At 41.6% G+C, this 26,548-nt stretch carries 23 protein-coding genes and 2 pseudogenes; 11 read left to right on the plus strand and 14 right to left on the minus strand.

The window, feature by feature from the left end:
* Window positions 1-223: 223 nt before the first annotated feature.
* The 7 genes from V7K49_RS20165 to V7K49_RS20195 all read right to left on the minus strand — a co-directional run bounded on the left by V7K49_RS20165 (window position 224) and on the right by V7K49_RS20195 (window position 6,266).
* Window positions 224-970, minus strand: coding sequence for a creatininase family protein (locus V7K49_RS20165; RefSeq protein WP_334867019.1), 747 nt, complete (start codon window positions 968-970; stop codon window positions 224-226).
* 458 nt (window positions 971-1,428) lie between these two features.
* Window positions 1,429-1,701 (minus strand): cupin domain-containing protein, encoded by a 273-nt coding sequence (locus V7K49_RS20170; RefSeq protein ID WP_335027363.1) that lies wholly within the window; start codon window positions 1,699-1,701, stop codon window positions 1,429-1,431.
* Window positions 1,702-1,723: 22 nt separating this feature from the next.
* Window positions 1,724-2,083: a Mo-dependent nitrogenase C-terminal domain-containing protein gene (locus V7K49_RS20175; RefSeq protein WP_335207089.1), complete on the minus strand. Its 360-nt coding sequence runs from the start codon at window positions 2,081-2,083 to the stop codon at window positions 1,724-1,726.
* A 640-nt stretch (window positions 2,084-2,723) separates the two neighbouring features.
* Window positions 2,724-4,187 (minus strand): protein kinase domain-containing protein, encoded by a 1,464-nt coding sequence (locus V7K49_RS20180; RefSeq protein WP_335207091.1) that lies wholly within the window; start codon window positions 4,185-4,187, stop codon window positions 2,724-2,726.
* A gap of 47 nt (window positions 4,188-4,234) precedes the next feature.
* Complete coding sequence (locus tag V7K49_RS20185; protein ID WP_335072323.1) at window positions 4,235-4,783, minus strand: GIY-YIG nuclease family protein; 549 nt, start codon at window positions 4,781-4,783, stop codon at window positions 4,235-4,237.
* 72 nt (window positions 4,784-4,855) lie between these two features.
* Entirely contained in the window at window positions 4,856-5,185 is a 330-nt protein-coding gene (locus tag V7K49_RS20190; RefSeq protein WP_334725905.1) for a hypothetical protein, read from the minus strand.
* Window positions 5,186-6,071: 886 nt separating this feature from the next.
* A complete protein-coding gene (locus V7K49_RS20195) occupies window positions 6,072-6,266 on the minus strand; it encodes a hypothetical protein (RefSeq protein WP_335207092.1) in 195 nt (64 codons plus the stop codon).
* A gap of 321 nt (window positions 6,267-6,587) precedes the next feature.
* Here V7K49_RS20195 and V7K49_RS20200 point away from each other — a divergent pair, with 321 nt between their 5' ends.
* On the plus strand, window positions 6,588-7,115 hold the full coding sequence (locus tag V7K49_RS20200) for a GNAT family N-acetyltransferase (RefSeq protein WP_335207094.1): 528 nt from the start codon (window positions 6,588-6,590) through the stop codon (window positions 7,113-7,115).
* Between the two features lie 159 nt (window positions 7,116-7,274).
* Here the strand turns inward: V7K49_RS20200 and V7K49_RS20205 are convergent, their stop codons facing one another.
* Window positions 7,275-7,895 carry a class I SAM-dependent methyltransferase gene (locus tag V7K49_RS20205; protein ID WP_335207157.1) on the minus strand — a complete coding sequence of 207 codons (621 nt, stop codon included), beginning with the start codon at window positions 7,893-7,895 and terminating at the stop codon, window positions 7,275-7,277.
* A gap of 164 nt (window positions 7,896-8,059) precedes the next feature.
* Here V7K49_RS20205 and V7K49_RS20210 point away from each other — a divergent pair, with 164 nt between their 5' ends.
* From V7K49_RS20210 to V7K49_RS20250, 9 genes and pseudogenes are all read left to right on the plus strand, one after another.
* A complete protein-coding gene (locus V7K49_RS20210) occupies window positions 8,060-8,233 on the plus strand; it encodes a hypothetical protein (RefSeq protein ID WP_335207095.1) in 174 nt (57 codons plus the stop codon).
* 412 nt (window positions 8,234-8,645) lie between these two features.
* Window positions 8,646-8,933 carry a Mo-dependent nitrogenase C-terminal domain-containing protein gene (locus V7K49_RS20215; RefSeq protein WP_334867034.1) on the plus strand — a complete coding sequence of 96 codons (288 nt, stop codon included), beginning with the start codon at window positions 8,646-8,648 and terminating at the stop codon, window positions 8,931-8,933.
* Window positions 8,914-9,123, plus strand: a complete 210-nt coding sequence (locus tag V7K49_RS20220) for a hypothetical protein (RefSeq protein WP_335207097.1) — start codon at window positions 8,914-8,916, stop codon at window positions 9,121-9,123. Before V7K49_RS20215 ends, V7K49_RS20220 begins: the two co-directional genes overlap by 20 nt.
* A gap of 2 nt (window positions 9,124-9,125) precedes the next feature.
* The gene (locus V7K49_RS20225; RefSeq protein ID WP_335207099.1) at window positions 9,126-9,800 is read left to right on the plus strand and encodes a response regulator transcription factor; all 675 of its coding nucleotides are present in this window, start codon (window positions 9,126-9,128) and stop codon (window positions 9,798-9,800) included.
* Between the two features lie 134 nt (window positions 9,801-9,934).
* Window positions 9,935-10,894 carry an inorganic phosphate transporter gene (locus V7K49_RS20230; protein ID WP_335207101.1) on the plus strand — a complete coding sequence of 320 codons (960 nt, stop codon included), beginning with the start codon at window positions 9,935-9,937 and terminating at the stop codon, window positions 10,892-10,894.
* A gap of 28 nt (window positions 10,895-10,922) precedes the next feature.
* Window positions 10,923-11,584 (plus strand): annotated as a pseudogene (locus V7K49_RS20235) (DUF3641 domain-containing protein); the annotation flags it as partial.
* Between the two features lie 500 nt (window positions 11,585-12,084).
* Entirely contained in the window at window positions 12,085-15,561 is a 3,477-nt protein-coding gene (locus V7K49_RS20240; RefSeq protein ID WP_335207102.1) for a helicase-related protein, read from the plus strand.
* Window positions 15,562-15,837: 276 nt separating this feature from the next.
* On the plus strand, window positions 15,838-16,845 hold the full coding sequence (locus V7K49_RS20245; protein WP_335207103.1) for a zinc-dependent alcohol dehydrogenase family protein: 1,008 nt from the start codon (window positions 15,838-15,840) through the stop codon (window positions 16,843-16,845).
* A 145-nt stretch (window positions 16,846-16,990) separates the two neighbouring features.
* Window positions 16,991-17,584 (plus strand): annotated as a pseudogene (locus V7K49_RS20250) (pentapeptide repeat-containing protein); the annotation flags it as partial.
* Window positions 17,585-17,751: 167 nt separating this feature from the next.
* Here the strand turns inward: V7K49_RS20250 and V7K49_RS20255 are convergent.
* The 3 genes from V7K49_RS20255 to ilvN all read right to left on the minus strand — a co-directional run bounded on the left by V7K49_RS20255 (window position 17,752) and on the right by ilvN (window position 21,309).
* On the minus strand, window positions 17,752-18,597 hold the full coding sequence (locus V7K49_RS20255) for a macro domain-containing protein (protein ID WP_335207104.1): 846 nt from the start codon (window positions 18,595-18,597) through the stop codon (window positions 17,752-17,754).
* A 133-nt stretch (window positions 18,598-18,730) separates the two neighbouring features.
* A complete protein-coding gene (locus V7K49_RS20260) occupies window positions 18,731-20,146 on the minus strand; it encodes a hypothetical protein (protein ID WP_335207105.1) in 1,416 nt (471 codons plus the stop codon).
* Between the two features lie 644 nt (window positions 20,147-20,790).
* Window positions 20,791-21,309 (minus strand): acetolactate synthase small subunit, encoded by a 519-nt coding sequence (ilvN, locus tag V7K49_RS20265; RefSeq protein ID WP_298906950.1) that lies wholly within the window; start codon window positions 21,307-21,309, stop codon window positions 20,791-20,793.
* Between the two features lie 344 nt (window positions 21,310-21,653).
* On the opposite strand from ilvN, the gene V7K49_RS20270 reads away from it, so the two are divergent.
* Entirely contained in the window at window positions 21,654-22,022 is a 369-nt protein-coding gene (locus V7K49_RS20270; RefSeq protein ID WP_334867055.1) for a BON domain-containing protein, read from the plus strand.
* Window positions 22,023-22,305: 283 nt separating this feature from the next.
* On the opposite strand, the gene V7K49_RS20275 is transcribed toward V7K49_RS20270, so the two are convergent.
* From V7K49_RS20275 to V7K49_RS20285, 3 genes are all read right to left on the minus strand, one after another.
* Window positions 22,306-23,238: an alpha/beta fold hydrolase gene (locus tag V7K49_RS20275; RefSeq protein ID WP_335207106.1), complete on the minus strand. Its 933-nt coding sequence runs from the start codon at window positions 23,236-23,238 to the stop codon at window positions 22,306-22,308.
* A 163-nt stretch (window positions 23,239-23,401) separates the two neighbouring features.
* On the minus strand, window positions 23,402-25,600 hold the full coding sequence (locus V7K49_RS20280; protein ID WP_335207107.1) for a CHASE2 domain-containing protein: 2,199 nt from the start codon (window positions 25,598-25,600) through the stop codon (window positions 23,402-23,404).
* Window positions 25,601-25,891: 291 nt separating this feature from the next.
* Window positions 25,892-26,176: a hypothetical protein gene (locus V7K49_RS20285; protein WP_334867062.1), complete on the minus strand. Its 285-nt coding sequence runs from the start codon at window positions 26,174-26,176 to the stop codon at window positions 25,892-25,894.
* Between the last annotated feature and the right edge of the window lie 372 nt (window positions 26,177-26,548).

Below are 26,548 nucleotides of genomic sequence, written 5' to 3' on the forward strand. Positions count from 1 at the left end.
TTTCAGTCTTAATAATTAATCTATTGCCTCATCTTACGACTTCTCAAATAACTATTCTCAAGATATTTAGCAATCTTATTTCAATTGTTCATCATTCCAAATTGCTGATCCCCGACTTTTTTGAAAAAGTCGGGGATCATGTCTATGCACATTTGATTCAGGATTGCTATTTTATGCAGAGACGCAATTTTACTCGCATCTCTACAATGTCTTTCCATGAGTTTTATTCTGCGTTCACAAATTCCAAATATCCATTGCTAAGTTCTTTCACCGCCAAGTCATAAAGTTGTTTACCGTGTTCTGGCGTTGCTAAAGCCGGATTTGATCCCATGCGTCCATCTGGATAACGCACTCGAAAGTCAGCTGCGCTATAAATCCTGTGTCCGCTTGCAACTTGTGGTGAAAGGGGCGCTTGCTTAATCGCCTCTGGATAAACGTATTGGGTAAGGGCTACTTCACTTGGCGTTGCATGAGAACCTTCTTGATCCCCATATAGTTCTTTAGCTAGCTTATATACAGAACCGCACATAAACCAGTTAGCCACTTGACATTGCACCTGTTGAGCATTGTTAATCTGTAAATCTTCTAAATGGGCATAAGTTTCGGAGAAAGCCGCTTTCAGGGTGGCGATGTTACCACCATGTCCGTTGATAAAGTAGAACTTGGTAAAACCAGCTTTGGCTAAACAAGTTACATAATCTCGCACTACTAGAATTAAAGTGCTGGGGCGCAGGCTGATTGTGCCAGGAAAGGAAGTATGGTGTAGTGCCATCCCCACATTGATTGTAGGGCCGACGATCGCGCCAGTTGCATCACCTACACCCGCTGCGATCGCTTCTGCACAAATAGCATCAGTACCAATTAACCCCGTTGGCCCATGTTGTTCTGTGGAACCAATAGGGAAAATTATCCCCTTTGACTGCTGTAAATAAGCTTCGATTTCTTGCCAAGTACTTAAATGCAGTAACATTTTTGATTATTTCCCTCAATAAAATTGCGGTGGAGCGAAACCTTTTTTTGCTACACAGCATTTTCTGTAATTAAACTCCCACTAACACGATTATGAACTGCCAAGATTAAGAGTGGTGGCGATCGCTATCACCAGATCCCAGATCCCCGACTTCGTAAAAGAAGTCGGGGATCAATGGCTTTCACATTTTTAGTTATCAACCACCAACGTGGCAAGAACTTTCTGCCAAATTTGGAGGAAATGAGACTATTTATTTCTAGGAATATTGTTTAGGGGATGGAGTCGCAACGAGTTTCGAGCGATATGGATATAAGTAATTTACAGATTCTACCACTTTATCCTACGACACTCGCCGCGAACCTCCATATAGTAGAAATCTAAATTAAGTTATGAGATGTTCTGAAGTGTTGGTCTTTGGGATCATCAAGTATATAAAGGGGATCACTCTTGTCTATTGACTAATCAAAGTAATAATGTTTTTTCACGTTGCTTGTAATTTCCCATATGCAGGACATGCCAGGAGGAAAAATCACCAAATCGCCTTTACCCATTTGCACTGGTTGTCCACCATTAGGAGTAACAACTACATCACCTTCCAAAAAGTAGCAAGTTTCTTGAGAATCATAAGTCCAAGGGAATTTGGAAACTTCCTTTTTCCAAATTTCCCATTTAGAGACACCCAATTCATTGAGGCGTTCTTGTGTAGGTTGATGCTCAATTTTAATTTCCATATTGTGTTTTCTCTAGTTATATTCAGCAGTAGGATTGAATATCCTCTCCACACTGATCTACTAGATAACACAAAGCCCGAAAACGCAAGTAGACAAGTTCGTTATAAAGCGGATTGAGTTTGCACATTGGCGGAATGTGGGCTATTGTGCGACCAAAAAGCATGATATCACGCTCGAATGGACACTGGGCGGGAATCAGTTTAGCAATAAATTTGGCTAATTTCCGATTCTGAATCTCAAATTTGTCCAGCCATTGACGTAATGGTTGCAGTAAATCTAATTTAGGTAAAGCAAATTGCTTTTTACTACCTGTTTTATTCTTTTCTTCTAAAGGGTTAATAAAAGCAGGCAGAAAAATACGTCGATTTTTTGTTTTAAGCATAGTCGTAGACAAAGTTTTCCTGGAGTAGATGAGCTATTTGCCGATTGGGAATATTACCATGTAATCTGTGTGGTCAATTTGCATTCTGCTTGTAAATTGGAAAGTAAAGTAAGCACAATGCAAAGATTTTACATGCATCTTTGGGGGGAAATCATTTAACTAATTGTTATTTAAACCCACCAAATCAGGAAGAACTGTCCCGTTAAATACAAAATAACAAAGAAAATATAAACATGGCATTTTTTTAACTTATGGATTGCTTATCTTGGATATAGCAATTTTATATATTAAATAGAAATGCCTGGTTCTGAAACTGCCTAGTATCTAAAGATGGACTTTGGGGGAGAAGAACAGAGTTTATCTCTGACTCCATAAAGACTTCACTAGGACTAGCCTCTGATATTTAGCGATTTTAGGCTATTAAATATTTAGTAATCTGTCCAATATGTTACACTCGCTAACCTATATATTATTTAATAAGTAGCAAAGAAATCCTTTAATCAGTCCAAGCAAATATACTTAGAAAGTATAGCATTTCTCAAAATATTTGCAAAAAATGCATCGGTTCTAAGGGCGTAAAGCAGTATGCCCCTAGTGATATATATCAGGTCTTTCGTGAAATGGTATAATTATAAAAATCTTATTTATCAAAATATCTCAAGCCGTAACGAGCTTGATATTTGCTGATATATTCTACATTCTGTTGCTCTAATTTTGACAGCAATTTAGGTGGAAATGCCTTTGGTAAATATATAGGACGATACCAGGGTTGGTTATTAAAGTAATCTTGTAATTCAGAAAGATCAAAACGGCGTCCGTGACTGGCAAAAATAGAATTTCGCATAATATCTAGTTCAAAACCGTCTTTACCATCCAAATCTGCATCAGTTACAAGTCTTTGGGAAAGCCAGACATAAGTGTTGACAGCCCTGGTATCAACTGGGGGTATTGATATAGTTGGGGTAGGTGTAGATTGAGTAGGAACAGATGGGGTCGTTGGGATCAATTTGGGAGCTTCTATGACGGGGCTTGTGACAGTTGACGGTGTTTGTGAAGGTAACACCGTTTTGTCTGCTGTAGATTGAGAAGATTTTGTTAATACCTGGCTAATAATCACAGATGCACCAATTAACCCACCTGCGATTAAACTGCCGATAAGGATATTATTCTGACTATTACCTTGAGGGTTAGGCTGTGGTTTGACAGGCACTGTCTGAGGTGGCGGTGCAGAGACTATGGTTGGTTGAGTCAAGAGGGGTTGCGTCGGTGGAATAGGATTTGCTATGCTCTGCAAAGTATCCAGCATAGCTCTGGCTGTAGGGTAGCGATCGCGCGGATGATAAGCGATCGCCTTATCGATCACTCCTGCGATGATTGGGCTAAGATGACTGGCATACTGTCGCCAGACAATTTCACCCGTCTGGGAATCCGTTTCTAGTTGTTGGGCTTGTCTACCAGTCAACAAATAAATTACCGTCATTCCTAAACTGTATAAATCACTAGAAAAAACTGGTCTACCTGCGGCTTGTTCACTCGGCATATAGCCAGGTGTACCAATCACAATCGAACTGGTAGGATTGCCTTGAGAATTCACCACTGTTCCCATTGATTCGCGTACAGCACCAAAATCAATCAGCACCGATTTACCATCCCGATGACGCACAATGATGTTATCCGGTTTAATATCGCGGTGAACGATATGCTTAGAGTGAACGTAATCCAGGACGGGTAATAAATTCATGAATAATTCCTGGACAGCGCCTTCACTAAATAGCCCCTGCTTCTGGACTTTTCCAGTTAGAGTATCGCCTTCAATCCACTCTTGAACTAAGTAAAATTGTCCGCCTGAGGAGAAGTAGGCATACAATGCCGGAATTTGGTCATTTGCGCCACCGAGTTCTTCTAAAATAGCTGCTTCTCGTTGAAACCTCTCTTGCACTATCTGGTAAATTTGGGGATTGTTGTGAATCGGTCTTAGTTGTTTAACCACACAACGCCGCTTTGAAGGCATATAGCTATCTTCTGCTAGATAGGTTTCACCAAACCCACCAGCACCCAGTGTACGGATGACTTGATAGCGATCGTTCAGCAGCTGTATTGTCATGAAAGATTACAAGCGAGATTTATAAGATAGTTTTCCCCAAAACTACATCATTTCAAATCTAGTAAACCTTCTTCTTTCAATTTAGGATTGAAGCGAATTTGCATTTGCAAACCACGCACTTCTAGCAATTGCGTTGAAATTTCTGCTTCTACTCTCCGTGCCACATTTTTAATAATTTTTATTTGTGCTAATTCATCATTAGCTGGATTTTGATATTTTGCCTGTTCTTCAGGTGTCATTATCACTTTTACATCAATGGGATGAGTCCATTTTTCCTTGTGATCCCCATTTCCCCAAGGCACACTGCCATTTTCAGCAATCCAAGCATTTTCAGTATTTTCTAAAATTGTGCGACTAGGGCGTTCAATAGTTTGAACTTTTACCCAATAGCATTGCTGTGGCTGACGGACTAAATGCTGCTTGAGGCTAAGATAAACATCACGGGAGTATCCTACAAATTGGAGTACTTTTTCTTGGTCAAAAATAGCATATACCCCGATTTTACTCTGAAATTGTTCAGGTAATTGACCGCGAGCGTCAATGTAAGGAATGTATTCCAGGGTTGCCAAAGAAGAAAGATTTGTTTCAAGAGCCATACATCAAATATCAAACTTACTATTTGCCTTCAGAATTGAGAATTGCTAATTAGGTAAAAATTATCTTGATAATTACCCATTACCCAATTTTTGGTAAATTGCACAAAGGCGACTGGGTTTAAAAATCTTAGCACTAAACATGAAATTTGGTGGTACATTGATGATGGCATACTCATCAGATTCATGATAGTTTTCAAATTCTGCTGGCATTCCTTTAGTGGTAGTTAAGCTGTAAGGAACTGGTTGGAAAAGTAATTCTGTAAATTTAACTTGTTCACACTGCAACTGTTGACGAATTTGGTTTAAGAAAGCAACGCTTGTCAATAAATTGAATAGAGTTTCTTGAGCTTGTGCTTCAAGAGTGAAACTGCCATCAAAGTTCTGGACGATTTTAAGGGGCATTTTCTGTATAGGTAGTTATTAACGACTAAGTGATGATAGAGGATAGGCAACATGTTACACATGGTTATCCAAAAGTGCTGGACAATGAAGCCTATCTTTTTGTGCAGATGAGCTTTCTGAAAAATCATCACTTTAAGATCAGCCTATTGGATTGTGGGACTTCTGTCAGCTACAGGAGGAAGCTGGTATGATTAAGAATCGTGAAGTTTAGCAGGTTTTTAGGGATAGGTGATTTCTCTTTAAATGGGACTTAGACAAAAACACCCAGAAAAAAGCATTAAATCAATATACAGAGAGACTTTGACATCGTTTTGCTTAGTTTTTTGATATATCTGGGTTTTGCTCATTTTTGAGCATTTGGTGTATTTACCTTACCCTACACGGGTTTGAGGCTTGTTTCTCCCTCAAAAATGTTTAAGTCCCGTTAACACTGTCCTAACAAACTTCAGATATTATACTTAGAAATATTAATATCAAATCCATAACTAGGTGCAAGAAAAATCATTTCTTCAGTATGGAGTAAAATAAAAAAATGATCGTATAATCTAGCACTATAAAACGGCATAAGAAGAAAGCGATACCTACAGCAGGCTGCGCCTACGCACTTACTACACTAGTACAACACGGCGTAAATAGAGCAACCATTTAAAAACCCTAAAAAGCCCATTCCGTAATACTTTTGACTTTTGACTTTTGACTTTTGACTTTTGACTTTTGACTTCCGCCTTGCGGTACTAGCCTCCACCCTCCTTAAAAACAATTCTCACATAACAAAATAAGTGGATAATCGTGATATAAATCACAACTATCCACTCAAAGTTTACTAAATCTGGGTTACTAGAAAAAACTCAATTAGATTATTGAAACTAGGCAAAGTTCAAACCAATTAACGTGACTCAGTTCCCTGATTGGGGCTACCTGCTACAGAATCGTTTGCTGGTGCTTCTGGTGTAGCAGTGGGTTTAGCATCACTCTTTTCAGCATCGCCAGTTTTGCGGGTACTTTCGTCAGCGGTGGTTTGGTAACCACCAGAAGCAGTAGGCGTAGTTTCTGGATTATTAGATTTTTGTTCTTCAGCCATGATTACATTCCTAATGATTTATTCTTGGGATTATTTTAAGAAAATTCGGGGTTTGAGTGCATCTATCTAGAATCTAGTTATGGCTGATTTCACCTCTATCGGAAGTATTGTTTAGTACTACTCACGTCTGCTGACAAAAATCCATAAATATAGAATTTGTTAACCTTAGAACGCTTGCTGTCATTAAGGGAGAACTTGGAACGGGTTTGATTTCCAAGATGCTTTTGAAATTGCTTTATTGATAGTTGGCAGGAAATGGCAAATGATCTGAGTGGATAATATGGTGTGATGATTGTGATACAAACTATCAAAGTGTAATTAATGAACCAGAGCAATCTATCGTTACCATCTGGATGTGTCCTTCGCAAGGCAACCTCTGGGGATCAGTGGTCGATTCGATTGCTGGTATTCTCAGCGAAACTCGACCCAACCCAATTAAATTGGCAGCAATTTTGGGTAATTGAATGCGATGCCTACGGCGGGCAAAGCTTACGCAATCTGGTAGCTTGTGGACAGCTTCGTAATTTCTCAGGGGCACAAGAACTTGGTAGTTTGGTCGTTGCATCAGCTTGGAGAGGTCGCGGTTTGGGTACTTTGCTAACGCAGCATTTGATTAATACAGCAACACAACCACTTTATCTTGAATGTTTAGGTGAACGATTGGCGCAGTTTTACAGTCGCTTTGACTTTGTACCAATATCTTTTGAAGACTTGCCACAATTTCCCAGGACAAGAGGCTTGTCTACGCTCAAGGGTAAATATAGATTTTCGCAATTAGCTAAAAAGCTGCTCAAAGTTTCTGTGGTGTTTATGGAATATCGAGATCAGTTAAGGCTTTCTCCTCCCTAACCCTCCTTAAAAACGAGGGAATTAGAGGAAGCCTTTTTAACGGGAGAAAGTTATACGATTTTGGATTTTGGATTTTGGATTTTGGATTTTGAAAGAGTTGCTGGTAATCGTTTTGAGCGCTCTATCTGTCACAATCATTGTTCAAATTGGTGTTATCCATCAATCCAACGGAGGTTTAGTAAAAATCGTTAGTAAGACAGGCCCTAGTAAATAGTGGTGATTCAAACACAATAACCCAGCAGAGGAACCAAGAAGTTGACGTTGATTAGGGCTGTAGAGTCTAATTCCACGGGGAGAGACTGGCAATAATTGAGGTTCTGACTCTTTTTTGGAGGTAATGTCAACCAAGTAGAAGCGTCCACCGGGAGAAAGTACCCGTGCTATCTCACTAACCACCTGTTTAGGTTCCAAATAGTGCAAGAAGCTGATAGTGCTGAAAACAGCATCAAATTGACCATCAGCAAAGGGAAGAGACTCTGCTTTCCCCTCGATATAAATTAAACGTGGACGGTGGCAGTTGCTCTGTCTTGCTACCCGCAACATATTAGCAGATAAATCCAATCCGGTGGCTTGCAGGTCGGGAAACTGAGTAGCAAGGCGCTCAAGTAAGCGTCCAGTACCACAGCCGATATCAAGTACATTTGCTGACTCTGGTAAATCGACATACTCCAGTAACCGTTTGTGAACGGCTCGATAAAACACTGAAGGAAAGAGCCAGTCGTAACTTGATGCCCATAAGTCAAAAAGTAGCTTTTTGTTACTAAAAAAGTCATCAGTCATTAGTTTTCGCAGCTTCCCTGAAGCTTGATGCTTTTTTAGGGTAAGTTTCGCTGCGCCTCCAAGAAGTTGGTTATAGCTTTGCAGTTCGGCAATATCTAGCCTAGCCTTTGGCACATTACCATTTCACGAAATTCTGTTAAAAATACGTTGCCAGGGGCGTACAGATGTCAGCCCCAACTCTTGGAGACGCTACGCGAACGGGGAAGTCAAAAGTCATGGGTGTTAACTTAACGTCAAAGCCTTTCTACAACAAGCTTTTAGAGATTGTCTCGTTAAGAGTGGGAATAATGCCTAATGGGGGGCTGCCGCCTCAAGACTTGCGGCAGAGCCGCAATTGAAGAGCATTTCCAGCCTCTGGCTGGAAACGAGGTTTTAAAAGGGTTTGCGCTTAGGGACTTCCAGTTAAAAAAACATCCCATCGTAGGGGCGCAAGGCCAAGATCCCCTACAAATGTACAAATAATTTTGGATAATTTATTTTTTGTCAGTCCCTTAAGTTGACATTAATGTACAGATGTAAGTCCCTACAGCTGATTCATTTGTTGCAAAAATTTTTGGGGACGGTATAAATCATCCGGAATTTTGCAATTGAATGTGTAGTTAACAGTGTGCCTAGAGACTCATTCTATCTCTGTAGAGAACCAAAGAACGAGCAATCACTGCATAAAACTATAGAACCTAACCGTATGTATTTATAGAGGTTCAAATACAACAAACTCAATCTAATTTGAAATTATCAAGGTGAACAATTATGACAAGCTTTATTCAAGTCCGGTTACACAATGATTTACTGCACCCAGTCCGCCAGTGGTTGGAAACAATAAAAATTCATAACTCCAAATTGGCTCATTTCCTGTGCAAAGCTATTCCTGCTCAGTGTCCCTTTGAGCGAGACATCACGCTGTTTGGTCGGAAGCTGTTTCACATTCCTCCGATGTGTAAATTAAATCCCCTATACGAGGAAGTGGTTGGTTTACGTTTTAAAGCGCTCTGTTATCTCGCCGATGAATGCGGTGAAGATGTCACAGCCTATTGCTAATAGCCAGTTGGATCGTTCTTTGATCAAGCAGCCATCGGGAATTGCAGACTTACGGTTGTTACTTACTCAGATTTATACTAAGCTAAGTACACCTAATTTAGATGTTTGGCTATTAAGTAGCCGGCACCTCACTAAAGTGTTTCCAGACCGGATTATTGCTTACCGTACCCTGCTGAAATCATTAACATGATCATGACGCACATCTTACTGGTTGAAGATGAAGTCAAACTGGCACGATTTGTCGAATTGGAGCTAAGTTATGAAGGTTATCAAGTTAGCGTCGCCTACGATGGATTAACTGCACTCACCGCAGCGCGTGAGTTACATCTAGATTTAGTAATTTTAGACTGGATGTTGCCGGGTTTGTCAGGGTTGGAAATTTGCCGCCGCCTACGAAATATTGGTAATAAAGTGCCGATAATCTTATTAACCGTCAAAGATGAAGTGAGCGATCGCATTGCAGGCTTAGACGCTGGTGCTGATGATTACCTGGTTAAACCCTTCGGTGTTGATGAATTATTAGCCAGAGTCGGCGCTCACCTGCAAAGAAGCCACCAAGCAGACAAAGCAGATGTTTTAGAATTTGAAGACCTAAGTTTAAATCGTCGCACGCGCCAAGTGTACCGAGATCAGCGGTTAATTGAGTTAACTGCTAAGGAATTTGATTTACTAGAATATTTACTGGCCCATCCGCGACAGGTAATTACCTGCGATCGCATTTTAGAGGAAGTCTGGGGTTATGACTTCATGGGCGATGCTAACATCATCGAACTTCAGATGCGCTACCTGCGTCTGAAACTTGAGGCCAATAATGAAAAGTGCCTTATTCAAACTGTCAGTGGTGTCGGCTACACATTGCGTGATTGAATTTGGGACTGGGGATTGCGAAAAGACAAGCGAAAGACTTCTTCAATAATTCTTCCTTATCCCCCTTGTCCTGTGTTTATCAGGCGCACTGATACTATAGCAGTGGTGGTTGCTGTTAATTTATAAACTCCAAAATGTTGTTAATTAGTTTATTTATTGCCACGCTCTTTTTAGCATATTCTAATGGTGCTAATGACAACTTTAAAGGTGTAGCAACGCTATTTGGTAGCCGAACTAGCAGCTATCAAACAGCAATTTTGTGGGCAACTTTTACAACCTTGGCTGGTGCTGGAACTGCGACTTTGTTGGGAAGTACACTAATTAAAAACTTCTCTGGAAAAGGACTAGTGCCTGATGCGATCGCTAACGCCCCAGAGTTTCATATAGCAGTAGCGATCGCTGCTGGTTTAACTGTGCTCATCGCCACCCTCATGGGGTTTCCCATTTCCACAACTCACAGTTTAACAGGTGCCCTTGTTGGCGCTGGATTAGTTGCGATTGGACTCAAAGTTAATTTTGCAGCTTTGGGAACTTCCTTTATTTTGCCTCTATTACTCAGTCCAATCATTGCTATTCCTTTAGGAGCAGGAATTTACAGCTTATCTGGCTATATCAATTCTAAATGGAACCTACCAGTTAACCAGAAAATGGTTGATACTTGCCATTTTATCAGTGCTGGAGTTGTCAGCTTTGCTAGAGGATTAAATGATACTCCCAAGATTTTCTCACTCATTCTAATTATTGAGTATTTTTCGATTCAGGGAGGAATGATCACGATAGCGATCGCAATGGCACTTGGCGGTTTACTTAACTCCCAAAAAGTTGCAGTAACCATGAGTGAAAAAATTACCTCAATGAATCATTCTCAAGGCTTATCAGCAAATATAGTAACTGGAGTTCTGGTTATTGCAGCTAGTCGGTTTGGGCTTCCAGTTTCCACTACTTATGTTTCAGTTGCTTCTATTTTTGGTGTGGGGTTGATTGGCAAAAAAAACAATATGCGTGTTTTTTATCAGATACTACTATCGTGGATTTTAACTTTACCAACTGCTGCAATTATTAGTGCAATAACCTACAGATTATTGCAAGGTTAGAAAAAACTAATATATTTCTGCCATGTTTAATTTGACCATTTATTTTGAAGATAGATTTGCTGATTTACCAGAATACTTTGCTAAATACCAGATAATACTTCCCTGCTTTGCTACTTAGCAGATAATGTTGATAAAATACACGATACTGGTGTTTTTGATAGTTCAGTCAAAGCTTTGTAGTGGCTTAACCAACTTGGCTATGGTAAAGACCAAAATTAAATTTTGAACTTAGTATTTAATCCCTAGTTACCTACGGGTGAAAAATTTACCTTAGCTCTGGAACAGACTAACCTAAAACGAGATTACAAAATGTTCTTATAAGAACATTTTAATATTGTATTTAACAACCTCCTCACCATTACCAACCTACCAGTTGGTAGAACCAAAATGCATTTATAATGCAGAAAAGTGTACACCAGTTATTTGCAGTTTTTAGAGTCACATTTTAATCCCAGCACAATTGAACATTTAATATGTTGCGATGAACTTTCAATTGACTATCTGGGCAATGTATATGATTGTGACTTTAACCAAATGATGAATTTGCCTGCGAAAAACCGCAATGGTGAAACCTTGACAGTTGGCAAACTGTTAGAAGTTGGCAGTTTATACCTAATTAGTGAGATGCAAACTGCTGCTTATTACTATGGTTGTACTGCTGGATGTGGTTCTAGTTGTAATGGTGCTTTGTCTAAGGTTGCTAAAAAAAAGTCTGTTACCAAAATTGTTACGACTGCGTTGTTGTTGGGCAGCTAATTTATCATGATATATAGTTAAACTCCTCACACCACATTGAAAACCGTCAAACACCAAGTTTCGCGGTTTTTTCCTTTTTAGGAATGATACAACCGAGGCAATTGTAGTGTGAGATGAGGTGCGATGCGATTGCACTCTTTATGTAACTCCAACATACAACCAATATTCTATTTTCAATATTTGCAGACGCTTAAGTAGGTAGACACAATAAAACCTAACCATGTAAAGAAAGATGAAATAGATCAAAACTCTCTTCCCTCCAGCCTCCAGCCTTATCCTAACGATAAATTTTTCCACTCACCTACTTATAAGTTAAGCCAGTACATCAAAAATTCTACATATATGCTTTTACGTATTAACAACGAGGTGAACGACTGCTTAAAAGAGCTTTGATTGACAATAGCAATATTACGCAAAAGGGAAGCATCTCAATCATGACTCAACTTGAGGATTTGAAGCGCAGTGTTAAGGTCAAGGGTATCTTGCCAAACAGTATTGTCACATTAGTAAATGCCGAACAACACGGATCAGATGCTGTGAGCGTCATTTATAAAGATGACAGTGGTGGCACAGGAAGTCGCGTGCTATTTCGTTGGGATGAGCCAACTCTGGAAATTATAAGCCAAAAATCTCTTTGGAGATTCGATGCAGATGGTGCATTATTTCGCCTGGTGTCGGAAGCCTACCGTATCCGACTGGCTCATCTATTCGATCCATTTCTCGCCATTCACACTTCACTGGTAGAGCCTTACCCTCACCAGATTACAGCTGTGTACGCAGAAATGCTGCCCCGCCAGCCTTTACGCTTTTTGTTAGCTGATGACCCAGGCGCAGGCAAAACTATCATGGCAGGATTGCTTATTAAAGAACTAATTATCCGAGGCGATTTGCAACGCTGCCTAATTGTCGTCCCAGGTAATTTAGTAGATCAGTGGCAACAAGAATTGAGGGAAAAGTTTGAGCTAGATTTTGAAGTTTTGACAAACAGTGATATCAATGCAGCTAATACTGGCAATGTTTTTAACAAAATGCCCTTACTGATCGCTAGGGTGGACAAGTTAAAAAGGTACAAATCACCCCATGACAAAAAACTCCAAGAAGATTTAAAGCAAATTGATTGGGACTTAATCATCTGTGATGAAGCTCACAAAATGTCCGCCTCATTCTCTGGGGGTGAAGTGAAGCCAAATCAACGCTATAACCTTGGAAGGCTGTTGTCTGATCATACCCGACATTTTTTACTGATGACTGCCACACCTCATAATGGTAAAGAAGCAGATTTTCAATTGTTCATGTCTTTAATCGACCCCGATCGCTTTGAAGGAAAGTTTCGCAATGGCGTTCATCCTACCGATGTTTCCGATATGATGCGGCGGGCGGTCAAAGAAGACTTGGTAAACTTAGACGGTACAAAGCTACTTCCAGAACGCAAAGCCTACTCTCCCAACTATACTCTTTCAAACTTAGAAAACCATCTTTATCAACAAGTTACAGAGTATGTACGGGAAGAATTCAACCGTGCAGATGCACTGGAGTCTAGACGCAGAAGGACTATAGGTTTTGCCCTCACAATTTTGCAGCGAAGGTTGGCATCTTCCCCAAAAGCAATTTACCGGTCTTTGCAACGGCGGCGGCAGCGGTTAGAAGAAAAATTGTGTGACAAGCAAATTGAGAACGAGGCAACACTTGACACTGATCAGGATGATATAGAGGAGTTAACAAGTAAAGAGCTAGAAGAGTTGGAAAATAAGTTTGTAGATCAAGCTACGACAGCGCAAACTATTGCAGAACTACAGGCAGAAATTGAGCGACTGCGGCAATTAGAAACGCTAGCGCAACAGGTAAACTCAGGTGAACCAGACCGTAAATGGGAAGAACTCTCACGACTATTTGAAAGTGACCCAGAGATGTTTGATGCTCAGGGAAATCGGCGCAAACTTATTATCTTTACAGAACACCGCGATACTCTAGATTATCTGGTAGAGCGGTTGAGCAAATTGATAAGTTGTCAAGCTGTAGTGACAATTCACGGTAGTATGCAACTAGATGAGCGTCAGCGAACACAGGCGGCGTTTAATCATGACCCTAATGTGCTAGTTTTAGTGGCTACCGATGCTGCTGGTGAAGGTATTAACCTTCAGGAATCATGTCATCTGATGGTAAACTATGATTTGCCTTGGAATCCCAATCGCTTAGAACAGCGCTTTGGTCGCATTCACCGGATTGGACAAACAGAAGTCTGTCATCTATGGAACTTAGTAGCTGAGGATACACGAGAGGGAGAGGTTTACAAAACGCTGCTGAAAAAACTAGAAACTGCACGAGAAGCTCTGGGCGGTAAGGTATTTGATGTCTTAGGAGAGGCTATCAATGGTGAGGCATTACGGCAACTGTTAATTGATGCGATCCGCTATGGCAATCGACAAGATGTGCAAGAGCGATTATCCCAAGCTGAGGCTGGTCTTGAAATAGAGCGCCTTCGGAAATTATTAGATGAGCGGTCACTAAACTATGAATCTATGGATCTTTCCAAAATACGTCAAATTCGTGAGGACATAGAGCGGATTGAAACCCGTAAACTACAACCATACTTTATAGCTGAATTCTTCTTACAAGCGTTTGGGCAATTGGGCGGCAGAATAAAAGAAAAACAATCGGGGCGTTACGAAGTCACTTTCACTCCAGTTGATATCCGCAATAGATTATCTAAAATCTACAGCGACATTTGTTTTAAGAAAGAGCTGATCCACCTACGGAACAAACCTCCTGCCGAGTTCATCTGTCCAGGTCATCCGCTGTTAGATGCCATACGTGACTTGTTGTTGCAACGTCACCGCACCTTGTTAAAACAAGGAAGCATTCTTGTAAATGAGAACGACTTTGGTGAGCAAGCCCGCATTCTAATCTACTTGGAACACGCAATTCAAGATGCCCGTACTAACAAAGCTGGCGATTACCGCGATGTGTCCAAGCAGATGCAATATGTAGAGATTGACTCAGAAGGGCAAGTCCACAATGCCGGTTACGCTCCCTATCTCGATTACCGACCATTGAATGAATCAGAGCAATCCCTAATAGCCCAGATATTAGTCGAGCAATCTTCAATTTTACAGAGAGGTATTGACGAACAAGCACAGGAGTATGCAATTAAACATTTAGTTCCCCAACATTATCGGGAAGTCCAGCAGCGCCGGACAGAGCGAATTACTAAGACAATAAAGGCTGTAGAAGAACGACTTACTAAAGAAATCAACTACTGGGAGTCTGAAGCAGAAAAGTGGCAACAAAAAGAACGAGCCGGAAGACAGAATGCCCGACTCAACTATGATAATGCTCATCGGAAGGCAGAGGAAATTACGGCACGGCGGCAAAAGCGGCTAGAAGAGTTAGAAAAGGAGCGTCAATTATTACCGCAGCCGCCGCTGGTTGTTGGTGGTGCATTGATTGTGCCGATTGGTCTGATTCATCGTTTGAAAGGCGATAAACCAGTTGTTCCAAGCACTTTTGCCACAGAAAAGGAGCAAATAGAAAAACTGGCTATGGAAGCGGTAATAGCAGCTGAAAAAGCATTAGGATTTGAGCCGCAAGATGTGAGTGCAGAAAAGTGTGGCTACGATATTGAATCACATATTTTAAGCACGGGTCAGCTAAGGTTTATTGAAGTAAAGGGACGTATTTCAGGTGCAGACACAGTGACTGTTACGAAAAACGAAATTTTCACAGCGCTGAACAAGCCAGATGCCTTTATCTTGGCATTGGTGGAAGTACCTCAAAATGGAAATTGGTCTGAGCAAAACTGCGGTATCCGTTATGTAGTTAATCCTTTTAATCAACCACCAGATTTTGCAGTAACGAGTGTGAATTACAACTGGCAGAAACTTTGGAATCAAGGAGAACAACCACATAAATAATATCCGAAATTATTGAGCGCGTTCGCTCATTTATCTAAAAATAGTTTTCACAAGAGCGTAGAAGTACGTAGGCATCTCGCGCCTTGTCGCTAGGAGTCCATGTGCGGGGCGTACCTTCAGAATAAACCAAAGCTAGAGTTAGAGTGAGTATTTTTGCTTGAGTAAAAACAGCTTTGTTAGGAGAGATCGCAGTTTTCCCTCAAACATAGCTCTGTATCCACCCTCTTGAGGTAAAGTTGCAAATGAACGTGCATTTAAAGCCAGGAGGAAAGAGTTGTGAAAGCAGTCTTGATGACAGCAGCTGGCAGTCCGGAAGTTCTGCAAGTACAGGAAGTGCCAAACCCTGCTGTTCCTGTAAGTAATACTGAACTTTTAGTGCGTTTGGTGGCGGCTGGCATTAACCCCATTGACACTAAACTTCGTAGTCGAGGCACTTTCTACCCCGATAGCCTACCGACAATTTTAGGATGTGATGGTGCAGGTGTAGTCGAAGCAGTTGGTGCTGACGTTCAGCGTTTTCGCCCAGGTGATGAGGTATATTTTTGCTACGGTGGCTTGGGCGCACACCAAGGCAATTATGCTGAATATACTGTTGTGGATGAGCGGTTTGTAGCTCACAAACCCGCGTCTATCTCCTTTGCCGAAGCAGCAGCAGCGCCTTTGGTGTTAATTACCGCTTGGGAAGCTTTATACGAACGGGGACGATTGGAACCTGGAGAACGGGTTTTGATTCATGCAGGTGCTGGTGGTGTCGGTCATGTAGCAATTCAATTGGCGAAACTCAAAGGTGTTACTGTTTCCACCACAGTCAGTTCTGAGGAAAAGGCTAATTTCGTCAAACAACTCGGTGCTGATCATGTAATCTTCTATAAACAAACTGACTTTGTGCAAGCGGTATTAGATTGGACTGGCGGCGAGGGCGTAGACTTGGCTTTTGATACCGTAGGCGGTGAAACCTTTGAGAAAACTTTCCCCGCAGTGCGAGTATATGGTGATATTGTGACGATTCTCGAACCAGATGCCAATACTGTTTGGAAAACTGCTAGAACTCGCAACCTCCGCATTGGTTTAGAATTCATGTTGGCACCAGCGTTGCTAGGATTGGAGGAGAGTCTCCAGCATCATGCAGAAATTCTCGAACAATGTGCCACCTGGATCGATGAAGGCAAGTTAAAAATCCACGTTAGTCACAAGTTTCCTTTGAAAGAAGCGGCTAAAGTCCACCAATTACTTGAAAGCGGTTCTGTAACGGGTAAAATTGTTCTACTAATTAGCGACGAATGATCGAGCAACTTGGATAAATTATTTTTTAAACGCATAGGCACGCAGAGGTTAAACGCAGAGGTATACAGAGGAGTTTCTCTGCGCTCCTTTGCGCTTTCCTTTGCCTTCCTTTGCGTTTTATTAATTCTTCTCTTTTTCCCTCTGAGGAGTTGCGATCGCTTATTTCGGCTTACTATTTTGGTTATTGGATCGCTATCGTCGGCTGCATCCCGTACCAATTATTCCCACATCTTACGAAACCATTTCGATATTAGTGAGTTTTAGCGTTTTAGAATTCTTGAGCTTACTAGCTATCTTTCGCAATGCTGAACAACCTTGGCTGACATTGGGGTGTCTTTTAATTATTATTGTCCCCAGTGGCTTTATTGATCCGATACCAACAAGGTCGTTATCACGATTAATGCACGTTTCTTACTTCACAGAAGACGGGACATTTCGCCAATTACGATTGTTGATTGGACGTTTGCCAGTGATACCAAGGAATCAGACATTTCGTGAACGATATATGCCCCTCCAAAGCGATCGCCGTTGGAATTGCTTCAACTATTATGATTTTAGCCTCAACAACCTAATTAAATTAGGATTTAACGACGTTCGCCTGCGAGACGAACACTTACCAGGTATCATCTCTGCGCTTGTTTGGTATCAATGGAGTTTGGGTGGAATTAACATCACGCTAGTTTTGTGGACACTTTCCTGCACGATTTCAGGATTGAACTTGCTGATTTATTTAAAGTAATTCTCCCTAGTACCTTGCACTAACGCTAGGGCTAGACGACGGCAAGTAACCTCTTCCTAGCGATCGCTGAATTACCATGCGTTACAGTACAATGTTAGACTGCTCTAAATTTAAAGGAATACTATGCAGTCTGAACCGCTATATGTCTAATCAAAGATAATTTTATCTCAAAAGCACGTTGAGTCCAAGAAATCTTCTAGTGTATACAAATCCACAGAATTGAAGTCTTTGGGATAGATGACTACTGTTAACTTCTTCGTCACAAAGTCTTTCTTCGACGCAGCAATGAACGAAATAACAATGAGCATCGTTAAAGTCATGCGGGCAAGATTCGTCCGAGCAAGATCTGAGCCGATTATCGGGATAGCAACCTCTAATCCATGACCTTTTAGCCGCACCTGTTCCCAGAGGGAACTTAACGAATGCCAGATATCATCAGCAGTTGACTTGACTCTCAGATTATTATCCATGCAACCATAGGCATTTAAGAAGAACCGTCTATCCGGCGATCCCAATACAAGAGTTGTGCCAATTGGATATCGCCACAATTTCCCCTTTTTCTTATTCTGTTCCTTCTTTTTGTCAGCCTTTAAAGGCTCTAAAGCAATATCAATCTCAGCATCCAAGCGTCTTTGGTCGCCATTATACACTCGTGAGAGGAATTGCCCTTGCACACTTGAGGGTTTGATTACCTCCCCTAATTCCGTATCGAAAACATCGTTAGCCCCAATCACTAAGTGCCCAGGTTCATCAAAGAGGTCACCAATCTTAATCTCTATCGTGGTATTGGGTGAAGACAATGATCTAGAAACCGAAAAGCGAGGAAGGTTCAGTGCGATCGCAATCACTAAGGAAAGGGAAATCAATCCACCATAACCCCACCATCCCCATTTGAACCATTCAGGTAGGAAAAGTCCTGCTGGTTCCAGAAATAGCCAGATCACACCGAAGATACCAGCAAATGTAGCTCCTAATTTTTTGAGTTTGATCGAGGCTAGAAGCTTGAAGAACATTGCAATTTTCGTAGAATGATTACCGTTCATTTATGCACTGAGAGTACAGCTTCCTAAGACTTCAATAATGCGGGGTTCCTGATTGGGATATACCCGCCTTTTTCCTCGAAATCGAACAGGCATCACCTTCTTCTTAGGTGATTTCTGACAAAGAATATACCCAGGTTGACGAGTTTCGACACAACGACCGACTCAGTGCATCGCTTCGCTCAACTCTCGATTTCCTAGTTGGTTGAGCGAAGTCGAAACCAACGGCGGCGGTAAATTTATTAACGGAAATTGCCTTAATTGAACTAAGCTCTAAATCTAAGACATCTTCAACAAGTTGACTCATCTTCAGATAATACACTGCCCATAGCCATGCTTTTGGCAAAAATAATCTCGGTTGTGTTTGAAGCTTTGCCCACAGTTCTGGAAAAATTCCTTTTGTAACTTCTACTGTATGGTTGTATGGTTGAATAATTTGAGTAATAGGAAAGAACCGTCCGATATCTTTAGGAGGTGCTTCTCCTAGCAATATCTGACGAATACGGAATTCAGCAATTTCGTCAGCACTGTAGTTGTTGGAATTTACCTCCATTACAAAGCTATTATTCTGTGATCGCTGAATCGGTTTAAGCGTAATCTTAAAGCTGGCTTTTCCAGCCATCGACTCAGATAGTACAGACGACACTTCCATAATGCCAGCATCGTGCTGATCAGCATAAGTAATCTGCTTTTTATTGTGGAACTCTCCTGGATGAAGAGACTTCAACTCAGCAACCTGTTCCATATTTTTAGGTGACAGTTGAATAATAATGCTTCGATCTGATTGAGTAACACTCGACTTAATTTGGAAAAATTTATCATTCAGCATGACCCAATCTCCTGAGTTTTTCACAGCCCCAATACTTCGGGAAGTGCCGCTTTTTGAGGCAGGACTTTTTCGAGGTGTTGCAGATGACGTGTTTGATGTAGTTGTTTTTACCTCCTGTATTTTCTCGCTTTGCTTCTTAGGCACAGTACGAGCTTGGGACGCTCCACCTGTATGCTGGTTCAGCCAGAGAGTTAAGTGTTGTCGGAATTGATCACGAAAGTTAGTAGGAGTTTCATATTCGCGAAATAACCCTTGGCCTCGAAACTTAGCCTTAAACTCCAGTACCTCTTCCCGTTGTCTCAAATCCTCCTTTGTAGTCAAGTGAGCCGGTGCTTCACGGAAATAGAACCAAACCTGTGGTTTTCCTTTGCGTATTAAGGCTTTAACTGCTCGTCCAAACTCCTCTGCCGTTCCAGATTTTGCACGTGGGGTTGGTGTTCCAATTCGATTCCACATAATGCCAATAAATAGCTCATACTCTTGCATCTTGCCAATTTGCTCATTGAGTATGGCTTGACCATCCTTGCCGTAGCCGGGAAAAGCGTTCTTTGAACTAACAACTTCAAGCACAATTCCCTTATCTGCCGCGACAGTTAGGTTTATCTCCTCTTTTACTTTTTCCACATGACGACGCTCTATAGCAACATCACTTGGGGAGGCGAGAAAAATTTTTAGCTTTTCTACTTGCGGCATTGTAATTTGATTAACACAGACTATTTGAGAAAGTAAGCAAAATTTTGACTGTTACTATTGTGACAAACAGCCAGAACTCAAATCTCGCTTTACTAACTTATAACTCATACTTTTGTACTAGTAAGCAGTTAAACCTAAGAAAAAGTCAGACTGTAAGCATCTCACCGCCTAAAAGCTATGCTGTCTGTGCCAAGCGATTCTCATGGAGACGGTTTGCGATGTCTACGACGGGCTACGCCTACGCACTACAAAGTTAAGTTAATGCGTCGGCTTGCATTGTGAATGCGTTAGCTTACATTATGAATGCGTTAGCTTGCATTGTGAATGCGTCGGCTTACATTGTGAATGCGTTAGCTTACATTGTGAATGCGTCGGCTTGCATTGTGAATGCGTCGGCTTGCATTGTGAATGCGTCGTCCGCCTTATTAATGCATCGGCTTGCATAAGCTAACCTACTCTTTCTCTAACTTTGTTTTAAACTGTCGCGTTTACAATTTGCATCTTTTTTAATTTGGGGAAAAGCTTCAAATCCTCTTTCCCATCCCGCTATCTATTCAAGGGGTAAAATGATGAAACACAGGTTGGGGGCGCACATCTGCGCCCCCACAAGTTAATTATTTACAAGCCTTTATTTAAGTTCCTAACTAAACTTTTGCTTCTAAAGACTTGAGTAACTCGGTATTCACACCCGACTCACGAGTCAGAGCAATTTTGCCAGTGCGGGCGATTTCTCTCAAACCAAATTTTTGCAACACCTGCACGATCGCTACCATCTTACCTGGATCTCCCACAACTTCTAAGGTGAGAGAATCTTCCGCCACATCCACGACTCGCGCCCGGAAAATCTGAGACAGTTCGATCACTTCTGAGCGATTGCTGCTACTAGCATTCACCTTTAAGAGCATCAATTCCCGCTCGACGCAAGGAGTTTCGGTAATGTCCTGTACTTTGAGGACATTGACTAACTTGTACAGTTGCTTGGTGAGTTGCTCGATAATGCGATCGTCACCAGGTATAACCATCGTAATTCGGGAGACTCCTCCTTGTTCAGCAGGGCCAACAGCAAGGCTTTCAATATTAAAGCCGCGACGGGCGAATAAACTAGAAATGCGGGAAAGAACACCCGCCTCATCTTCTACGAGAACTGAAAGAGTATGTTTCATCTTCGCCAACAGAGGCTAGAACAGGATTTGAGTAACGTAACACTAGTACCGTTTGGCAGAATTCACTCATTCAAAATTCAAAATTCCTTGAGTTCTAAACTCTTGACTTTTTGTAAAATGTATGTTGATTTCTCCGGTGACGTACTACTGCACTAATTGTCAGTGTGACCTTTTATTGTAAACTCAATAGCTGCACTCATTGCATTCTCTAGAGATTAATTGGGCAGAAATCATCCTGCAAGGAGGAATTTGATTCAATGCATCTCTTTTGATTGGTAGATGCGGTATTTTTGTAAAGCTTTTATACTCAGGTTTAATAAGCCTCTAATAGGAGAAAAGTTTTTATGGGTTGGTTACAAAGATTATTTGGAATGGAAAAACCTCAAAATGCCGAAGTAAATCCTACTCCGCAGTCAATAGCGGCAGATCCAAGTACTAGTGTTGCTTCTACTGATACGCAATCAATCCCCCCAGAACGTTTAGGATTAAGCGGCGAATACGACCAAAGTGGCTTGGCAAAGCGGGTAGCGTTGGCATTTGATCAAGACCCTCAACTTGATGATGTTGATACCCTTTGGGTTGCTCAAACGGGTAGCACTGTAGTATTGAAAGGTAAAGTTCCCAGTCAAGAAATTCTCAACAAGATGGTTTCTGTAGCTAATTCTGTGAATGGCGCTACAGATGTTGACACTAACCAAGCCACGATTGGCTAGGTGTTAAGCAATTCAAAATTCAATAGTGGCCAAGGTAAGTAGATGGACAAAAATATTTACCGTCATTGCGAGCGTTGGCGCAGCCTCTCGTAGAGAAGAGAAGCAATCCCAACCACAAGCGAATTGCTTAATTTCGCTTGTCTACGAGACGCTTTGCGTAGCTTGCTTCTCCGTTCGCAAAGCGTCTCGAAGAGAAGGAGTACGCTACATTCGCAATGACATTGTATAATTAATTCTGTTCGACTACTTACTGGCTGGTGTGATCGCTCCCATTGCATAATATTTAGGGAGTAACCAACGGTTGGCGATCGCCAACCCATCTCTTAATCCAATCTAAAATAGCTTGGTTAACTTGTTCTGGACATTCATCATGGGGACAATGACCCACGTCTGGTAAATTCAGCACTTCCAATTTTTCGTTGTACTGCGCGAATTGGCTAGCTAGGGCTGGGGGAACAAACCGATCCTTCTGTCCCCAAATTAACAGCATCGGAATTGTTAAGGTTGGTAACACTGCCTTGACACTGGGACTAAAGTTAATTCCAATGGCAGCTTTGAATAAAGCACTAAAAGCCCTCGCTGAACCTTTGTCTTGGGGAGGCCCTGCTAAAATTTCTATGAGTTCATCGGTAATCGCCTCTGGTTTAGCGTAGGCAAGACCTGCCCAGCGACGCAGCACCCCTGGACGGCGCACGAAGTTAAACACAGGTTTTAGAATCAACGGCGAAGCGACAATATTTTTAATTGCTCTGACCACTGGTTGCAGCACAGGCGGGATTGCTTCTTGCTCTAGCGAAGGGTCGGGTAAACTCATCATCACCATACCCAACACCATATCGGGGTGGGTGGCGGCGGCGGCCATGGAAATTAGTGAACCGTTGGAATTGCCCACCAAAATCGCTGGTTGACGGATAAATGTTTTCCAAAAGTCGTAAACCTGCTCTACCCAGAGTTCGATGCTGTAATTAGCTGCGGCTTTTTCAGAAGCGCCAAAACCCAGCAGATCAATGGCGTAAACTGTGTGCTGCTCACCCAACACCTCTAAATTATGTCGCCAATGACCAATGGAAGCGCCAAAGCCATGTAACAGAATCAGAGGTGTTGTCTTGTGGTTATTTTGGGCAGGGCGAATGTAAGTATAGCGAGTTTGCCAGCCCCGCCAAACCCAATCCCTTTGATTACCAACCCGCTCTTGCCAGTGTAGTGTAGTGGTCACAGTCTCCTCTAATTCATCAGCGTGAAAATACCATTATAAAACTTTGATTTTTCACCTTGTTTATCTTTACTTTTGCGAAAAGTTGTGTATTGTTGATTCCATTTTTTCACCCAGCCTTCAAAATCGCGTAAAAAAATCCCCCCGAATCCTCAGTTCAAATAATTTAAAAACGTTTTAAATCTTGTAAAACTGCGGCGGCTGATTGATAGCGATCGCTAAAATGATAACAAACCATCTTATCTAAAATTGCCGCTAATTCTTCGCTGACTGGCGCTGTTTGCCGCCACATCACATTCCCCGTTTCTAAATCTGGGTGGAGTTCTTGCGGTGGTATCCCAGTTATGGCTTGAATGCCAATCATTCCTAAAGCGTAAATGTCACTGCATAAGCGGGGATGACCGGCAAATTGTTCTGGAGGTGCATAACCCCGCGTCCCAATGGCTACTGTCGCTAATTCGGTTTGCTCACTATTTAGCGGTTGCATCAATTTGACAGCACCAAAGTCAATCAACACCAGCCGATTATCTTGAACGCATCTAATAATATTAGTCGGTTTGAGATCACGATGAATCACTCGATGCTGGTGAATAAATTCTAGAACTTCTAAAACTTGTTTGAGCATCTCCATCACAAATAATTCATTCTGCACATTCTGCACAGGTGGTAATTCTTCACTTAGGGTATGTCCCTCGATATATTCTTGAATTAAATAGAATTCGTGGTCATCTTCAAAATAAGCAAGTAGTTCGGGAATCTGATGATGTTTACCCAAAGATTCTAATATTTCAGCTTCACTATTAAACAACCTGCGAGCAATTTGCAAAAATCGTGGATCTTGACGGGCTGGCATTAACTTTTTCACTACACAAGTAGGATTACCCGGTCGTTGAGTATCCTGTGCTAAATAAGTGCGACCAAATCCACCTGCACCAAGAACTTGAGAGATTTTGTAGCGTCCACTCAAAAGTAAATCACCAGATTTTATTTTTGGTGAATCAATTGGGGGAGCAAAGTCAAGATCGGAGTCGGGAAATGCTGTTTTATCTTCTAAGAGTACATTTAATTGGGCGATCGCTTCTTGTTGTTTTTCAACTTGCAGAATAATCACCTGAGTTTGCCGCTGGTTTTGATAGCTAGTATAAGTAATCACACAGATACTACTAATTATTAAGGCAAGAGCAGAAGGGATTAATGGCACCCATCCAGCTTGAAAAAACAAAGCAACGCAGATGACTATTAAGCCAAGTAGAGTTGTCCCGTCTACCACTAGCAACAGCAACGGATTTTGCCACCGCCATGCGATAATTCCACCTAAGAGTGACCAGCCCCACACCCAAATAAGTTCTGCCCAGTCTGGCCAATACCAAATTAGAGGTCGCCCATCCAACACTGTATCGATGAGTTGACTTGCTATTTGTGCATGAATAAACAGAGCAGGCATTCTGGCTGGTTGATCTGGCAAAGCGCTGTAGGGTGTATAAAAGCTACCTGAAGAAAGATTAGTTGCTGTGATGCCAATAATTACAAGACGGTCTTTGACTAAATTGGGGTTGACTTGGCCACTGAGGACTTGTGTAAGGGTTACTTGGTTAGCGAGGCTGTTGGGGTGATGGTAATTTAATAATATTTGATAGCCATTTGCATCCAGATGTTGGTAGCTACCAGAATTAGCTTGTAAACGCGGGAAGAGGGTTTTACCTAATTTAAATTCTCCTTTATTTGTAAATTGGTATTCAATGCCTTGTTTTTCCAGATAATTAATTGCTATTTGCGCCCCAAATGCAAATGATGTTGTACATTTCTTGTCTGTAGAGTTAGCAAATAACAAACTGCGGCGGAGAATTTGGTCGTTTTCATTGTCAGCAACTACATCACTAAACCCAACATTATCTATAGGAAAATTGGGTGGCGGTGGTATTTCATCTCTACCCAAGCTGCTGAACAAACAGGTGCTGATGATATTATCTTGATTTTGCTCCTTAGCTGCCAAATTGTTGTCTTCTGGTTGGAAAAGATATAAACCAACAATTCGCGGTTGATAAGACTCAATTTTATCTAAGAGTTGATTTATGGTACGATCTGATAGAGTCCGTTTCTGTAGTTTGAGATCCTCGTCAGTGATTTTTATCAGCAAAATCCGCCGATCATCTGCTTCTATCGGACGCGATCGCAACATTTGGTCATAAACTATTAACTCCCAAGACTGCAACCATTTCAGTTCCCGAACTCCCCATATAAAGGCGGTAACTCCTACACTGGTAACCAAAATAATTTGCAACCAGCTTTTGTTCTTGGAAGTTTTACGGGAATCCTGAAGTTTGACAAAGGGGACACGAAGTTTTTCTAATAGTCCACTAATCACGGCGTTGCGACGATAGCCTGAATTGGGTAGATGTTGCAGGCGCAGAAGTTAATTTTCTGACTCTAGGTTAAAAGCTAATTAATCTCAGCTTCTCTATTAATGTAGCAATTTCCTTGCTACTTAGAAACCTTGGTATATTCCTACTCTTAGCTACGTGCAGCATCACCCACAGAATCAGATAAGCGATGTCTAAGGGCGGGCTATGACGTTCGTGAGGCTCGTTGCGCTAAAGTGTCTCCCTTTGGGAGATGACTCGCTCTTGCGTTCGTTATCGGCGTCGTGCTATTGCGGCTAATCATCTGTAAGCGAGGTTTGAGCATCTTCAACAGGACTGGCAATTGGGAAAGAAATAGGATTAGTAGATGGGGTTAGTGAATCTAACTGGGGTTGTTCGAGTGATGCTTCGATGCTTGAATCATCCAAATAGGAGCCAAATATTTTATCATAGTTAGAAGCAACAGCTAAAAAAGCGCCACCCAAAATATAGATAGGTAATGGCAGATTAAATTCTTGCAACCAGTCAAACAGTTCTGCCAAGGCAAACAGCACCAAAAAGCAGGCAAGCCAAACTTTCATATTTTCATTCTCTGGATTGAAACAACTCTATTACTACTAGCTTAAATAGTTTGCATAAGGGACTGACAAAAAATAAATTATCCAAAATTATTTGTACATTTTTAGGGGCGCAAGGTCTTCATTGGTGTCAACTTAAGATAAAAGCCTGCCTAGAACAAGCTTTCAGAGATTGTCTCATTGTCTCGTTCCCAGTCTCCGACTGGGAATGCCTAATGTGAGGCTCCGCCTCAAGACTAGCGGCAGAGCCGCAATGAAAGAGCATTTCCAGCCTCTGGCTGGAAACGAGGTTTTAAGGGAGTTTTTGCTTAAGTTGACACGTATGGCAAGGCCTTGCGCCCCTACTTACAACCTCTATAACTGTAGATAGATGCA

Source organism: Nostoc sp. (assembly GCF_036919675.1).
Lineage (GTDB): Bacteria > Cyanobacteriota > Cyanobacteriia > Cyanobacteriales > Nostocaceae > Nostoc.

What these genes read in the sequence shown, in the direction of transcription:
- V7K49_RS20165 (WP_334867019.1), bottom strand. Translation starts at nt 970, where the DNA reads ATGTTACTGCATTTAAGTACTTGGCAAGAAATCGAAGCTTATTTACAG.
- V7K49_RS20170 (WP_335027363.1), bottom strand. Translation starts at nt 1,701, where the DNA reads ATGGAAATTAAAATTGAGCATCAACCTACACAAGAACGCCTCAATGAA.
- V7K49_RS20175 (WP_335207089.1), bottom strand. Translation starts at nt 2,083, where the DNA reads ATGCTTAAAACAAAAAATCGACGTATTTTTCTGCCTGCTTTTATTAAC.
- V7K49_RS20180 (WP_335207091.1), bottom strand. Translation starts at nt 4,187, where the DNA reads ATGACAATACAGCTGCTGAACGATCGCTATCAAGTCATCCGTACACTG.
- V7K49_RS20185 (WP_335072323.1), bottom strand. Translation starts at nt 4,783, where the DNA reads ATGGCTCTTGAAACAAATCTTTCTTCTTTGGCAACCCTGGAATACATT.
- V7K49_RS20190 (WP_334725905.1), bottom strand. Translation starts at nt 5,185, where the DNA reads ATGCCCCTTAAAATCGTCCAGAACTTTGATGGCAGTTTCACTCTTGAA.
- V7K49_RS20195 (WP_335207092.1), bottom strand. Translation starts at nt 6,266, where the DNA reads ATGGCTGAAGAACAAAAATCTAATAATCCAGAAACTACGCCTACTGCT.
- V7K49_RS20200 (WP_335207094.1), top strand. Translation starts at nt 6,588, where the DNA reads ATGAACCAGAGCAATCTATCGTTACCATCTGGATGTGTCCTTCGCAAG.
- V7K49_RS20205 (WP_335207157.1), bottom strand. Translation starts at nt 7,895, where the DNA reads ATGACTGATGACTTTTTTAGTAACAAAAAGCTACTTTTTGACTTATGG.
- V7K49_RS20210 (WP_335207095.1), top strand. Translation starts at nt 8,060, where the DNA reads ATGTCAGCCCCAACTCTTGGAGACGCTACGCGAACGGGGAAGTCAAAA.
- V7K49_RS20215 (WP_334867034.1), top strand. Translation starts at nt 8,646, where the DNA reads ATGACAAGCTTTATTCAAGTCCGGTTACACAATGATTTACTGCACCCA.
- V7K49_RS20220 (WP_335207097.1), top strand. Translation starts at nt 8,914, where the DNA reads ATGTCACAGCCTATTGCTAATAGCCAGTTGGATCGTTCTTTGATCAAG.
- V7K49_RS20225 (WP_335207099.1), top strand. Translation starts at nt 9,126, where the DNA reads ATGACGCACATCTTACTGGTTGAAGATGAAGTCAAACTGGCACGATTT.
- V7K49_RS20230 (WP_335207101.1), top strand. Translation starts at nt 9,935, where the DNA reads ATGTTGTTAATTAGTTTATTTATTGCCACGCTCTTTTTAGCATATTCT.
- V7K49_RS20240 (WP_335207102.1), top strand. Translation starts at nt 12,085, where the DNA reads ATGACTCAACTTGAGGATTTGAAGCGCAGTGTTAAGGTCAAGGGTATC.
- V7K49_RS20255 (WP_335207104.1), bottom strand. Translation starts at nt 18,597, where the DNA reads ATGTTCTTCAAGCTTCTAGCCTCGATCAAACTCAAAAAATTAGGAGCT.
- V7K49_RS20260 (WP_335207105.1), bottom strand. Translation starts at nt 20,146, where the DNA reads ATGCCGCAAGTAGAAAAGCTAAAAATTTTTCTCGCCTCCCCAAGTGAT.
- ilvN (WP_298906950.1), bottom strand. Translation starts at nt 21,309, where the DNA reads ATGAAACATACTCTTTCAGTTCTCGTAGAAGATGAGGCGGGTGTTCTT.
- V7K49_RS20270 (WP_334867055.1), top strand. Translation starts at nt 21,654, where the DNA reads ATGGGTTGGTTACAAAGATTATTTGGAATGGAAAAACCTCAAAATGCC.
- V7K49_RS20285 (WP_334867062.1), bottom strand. Translation starts at nt 26,176, where the DNA reads ATGAAAGTTTGGCTTGCCTGCTTTTTGGTGCTGTTTGCCTTGGCAGAA.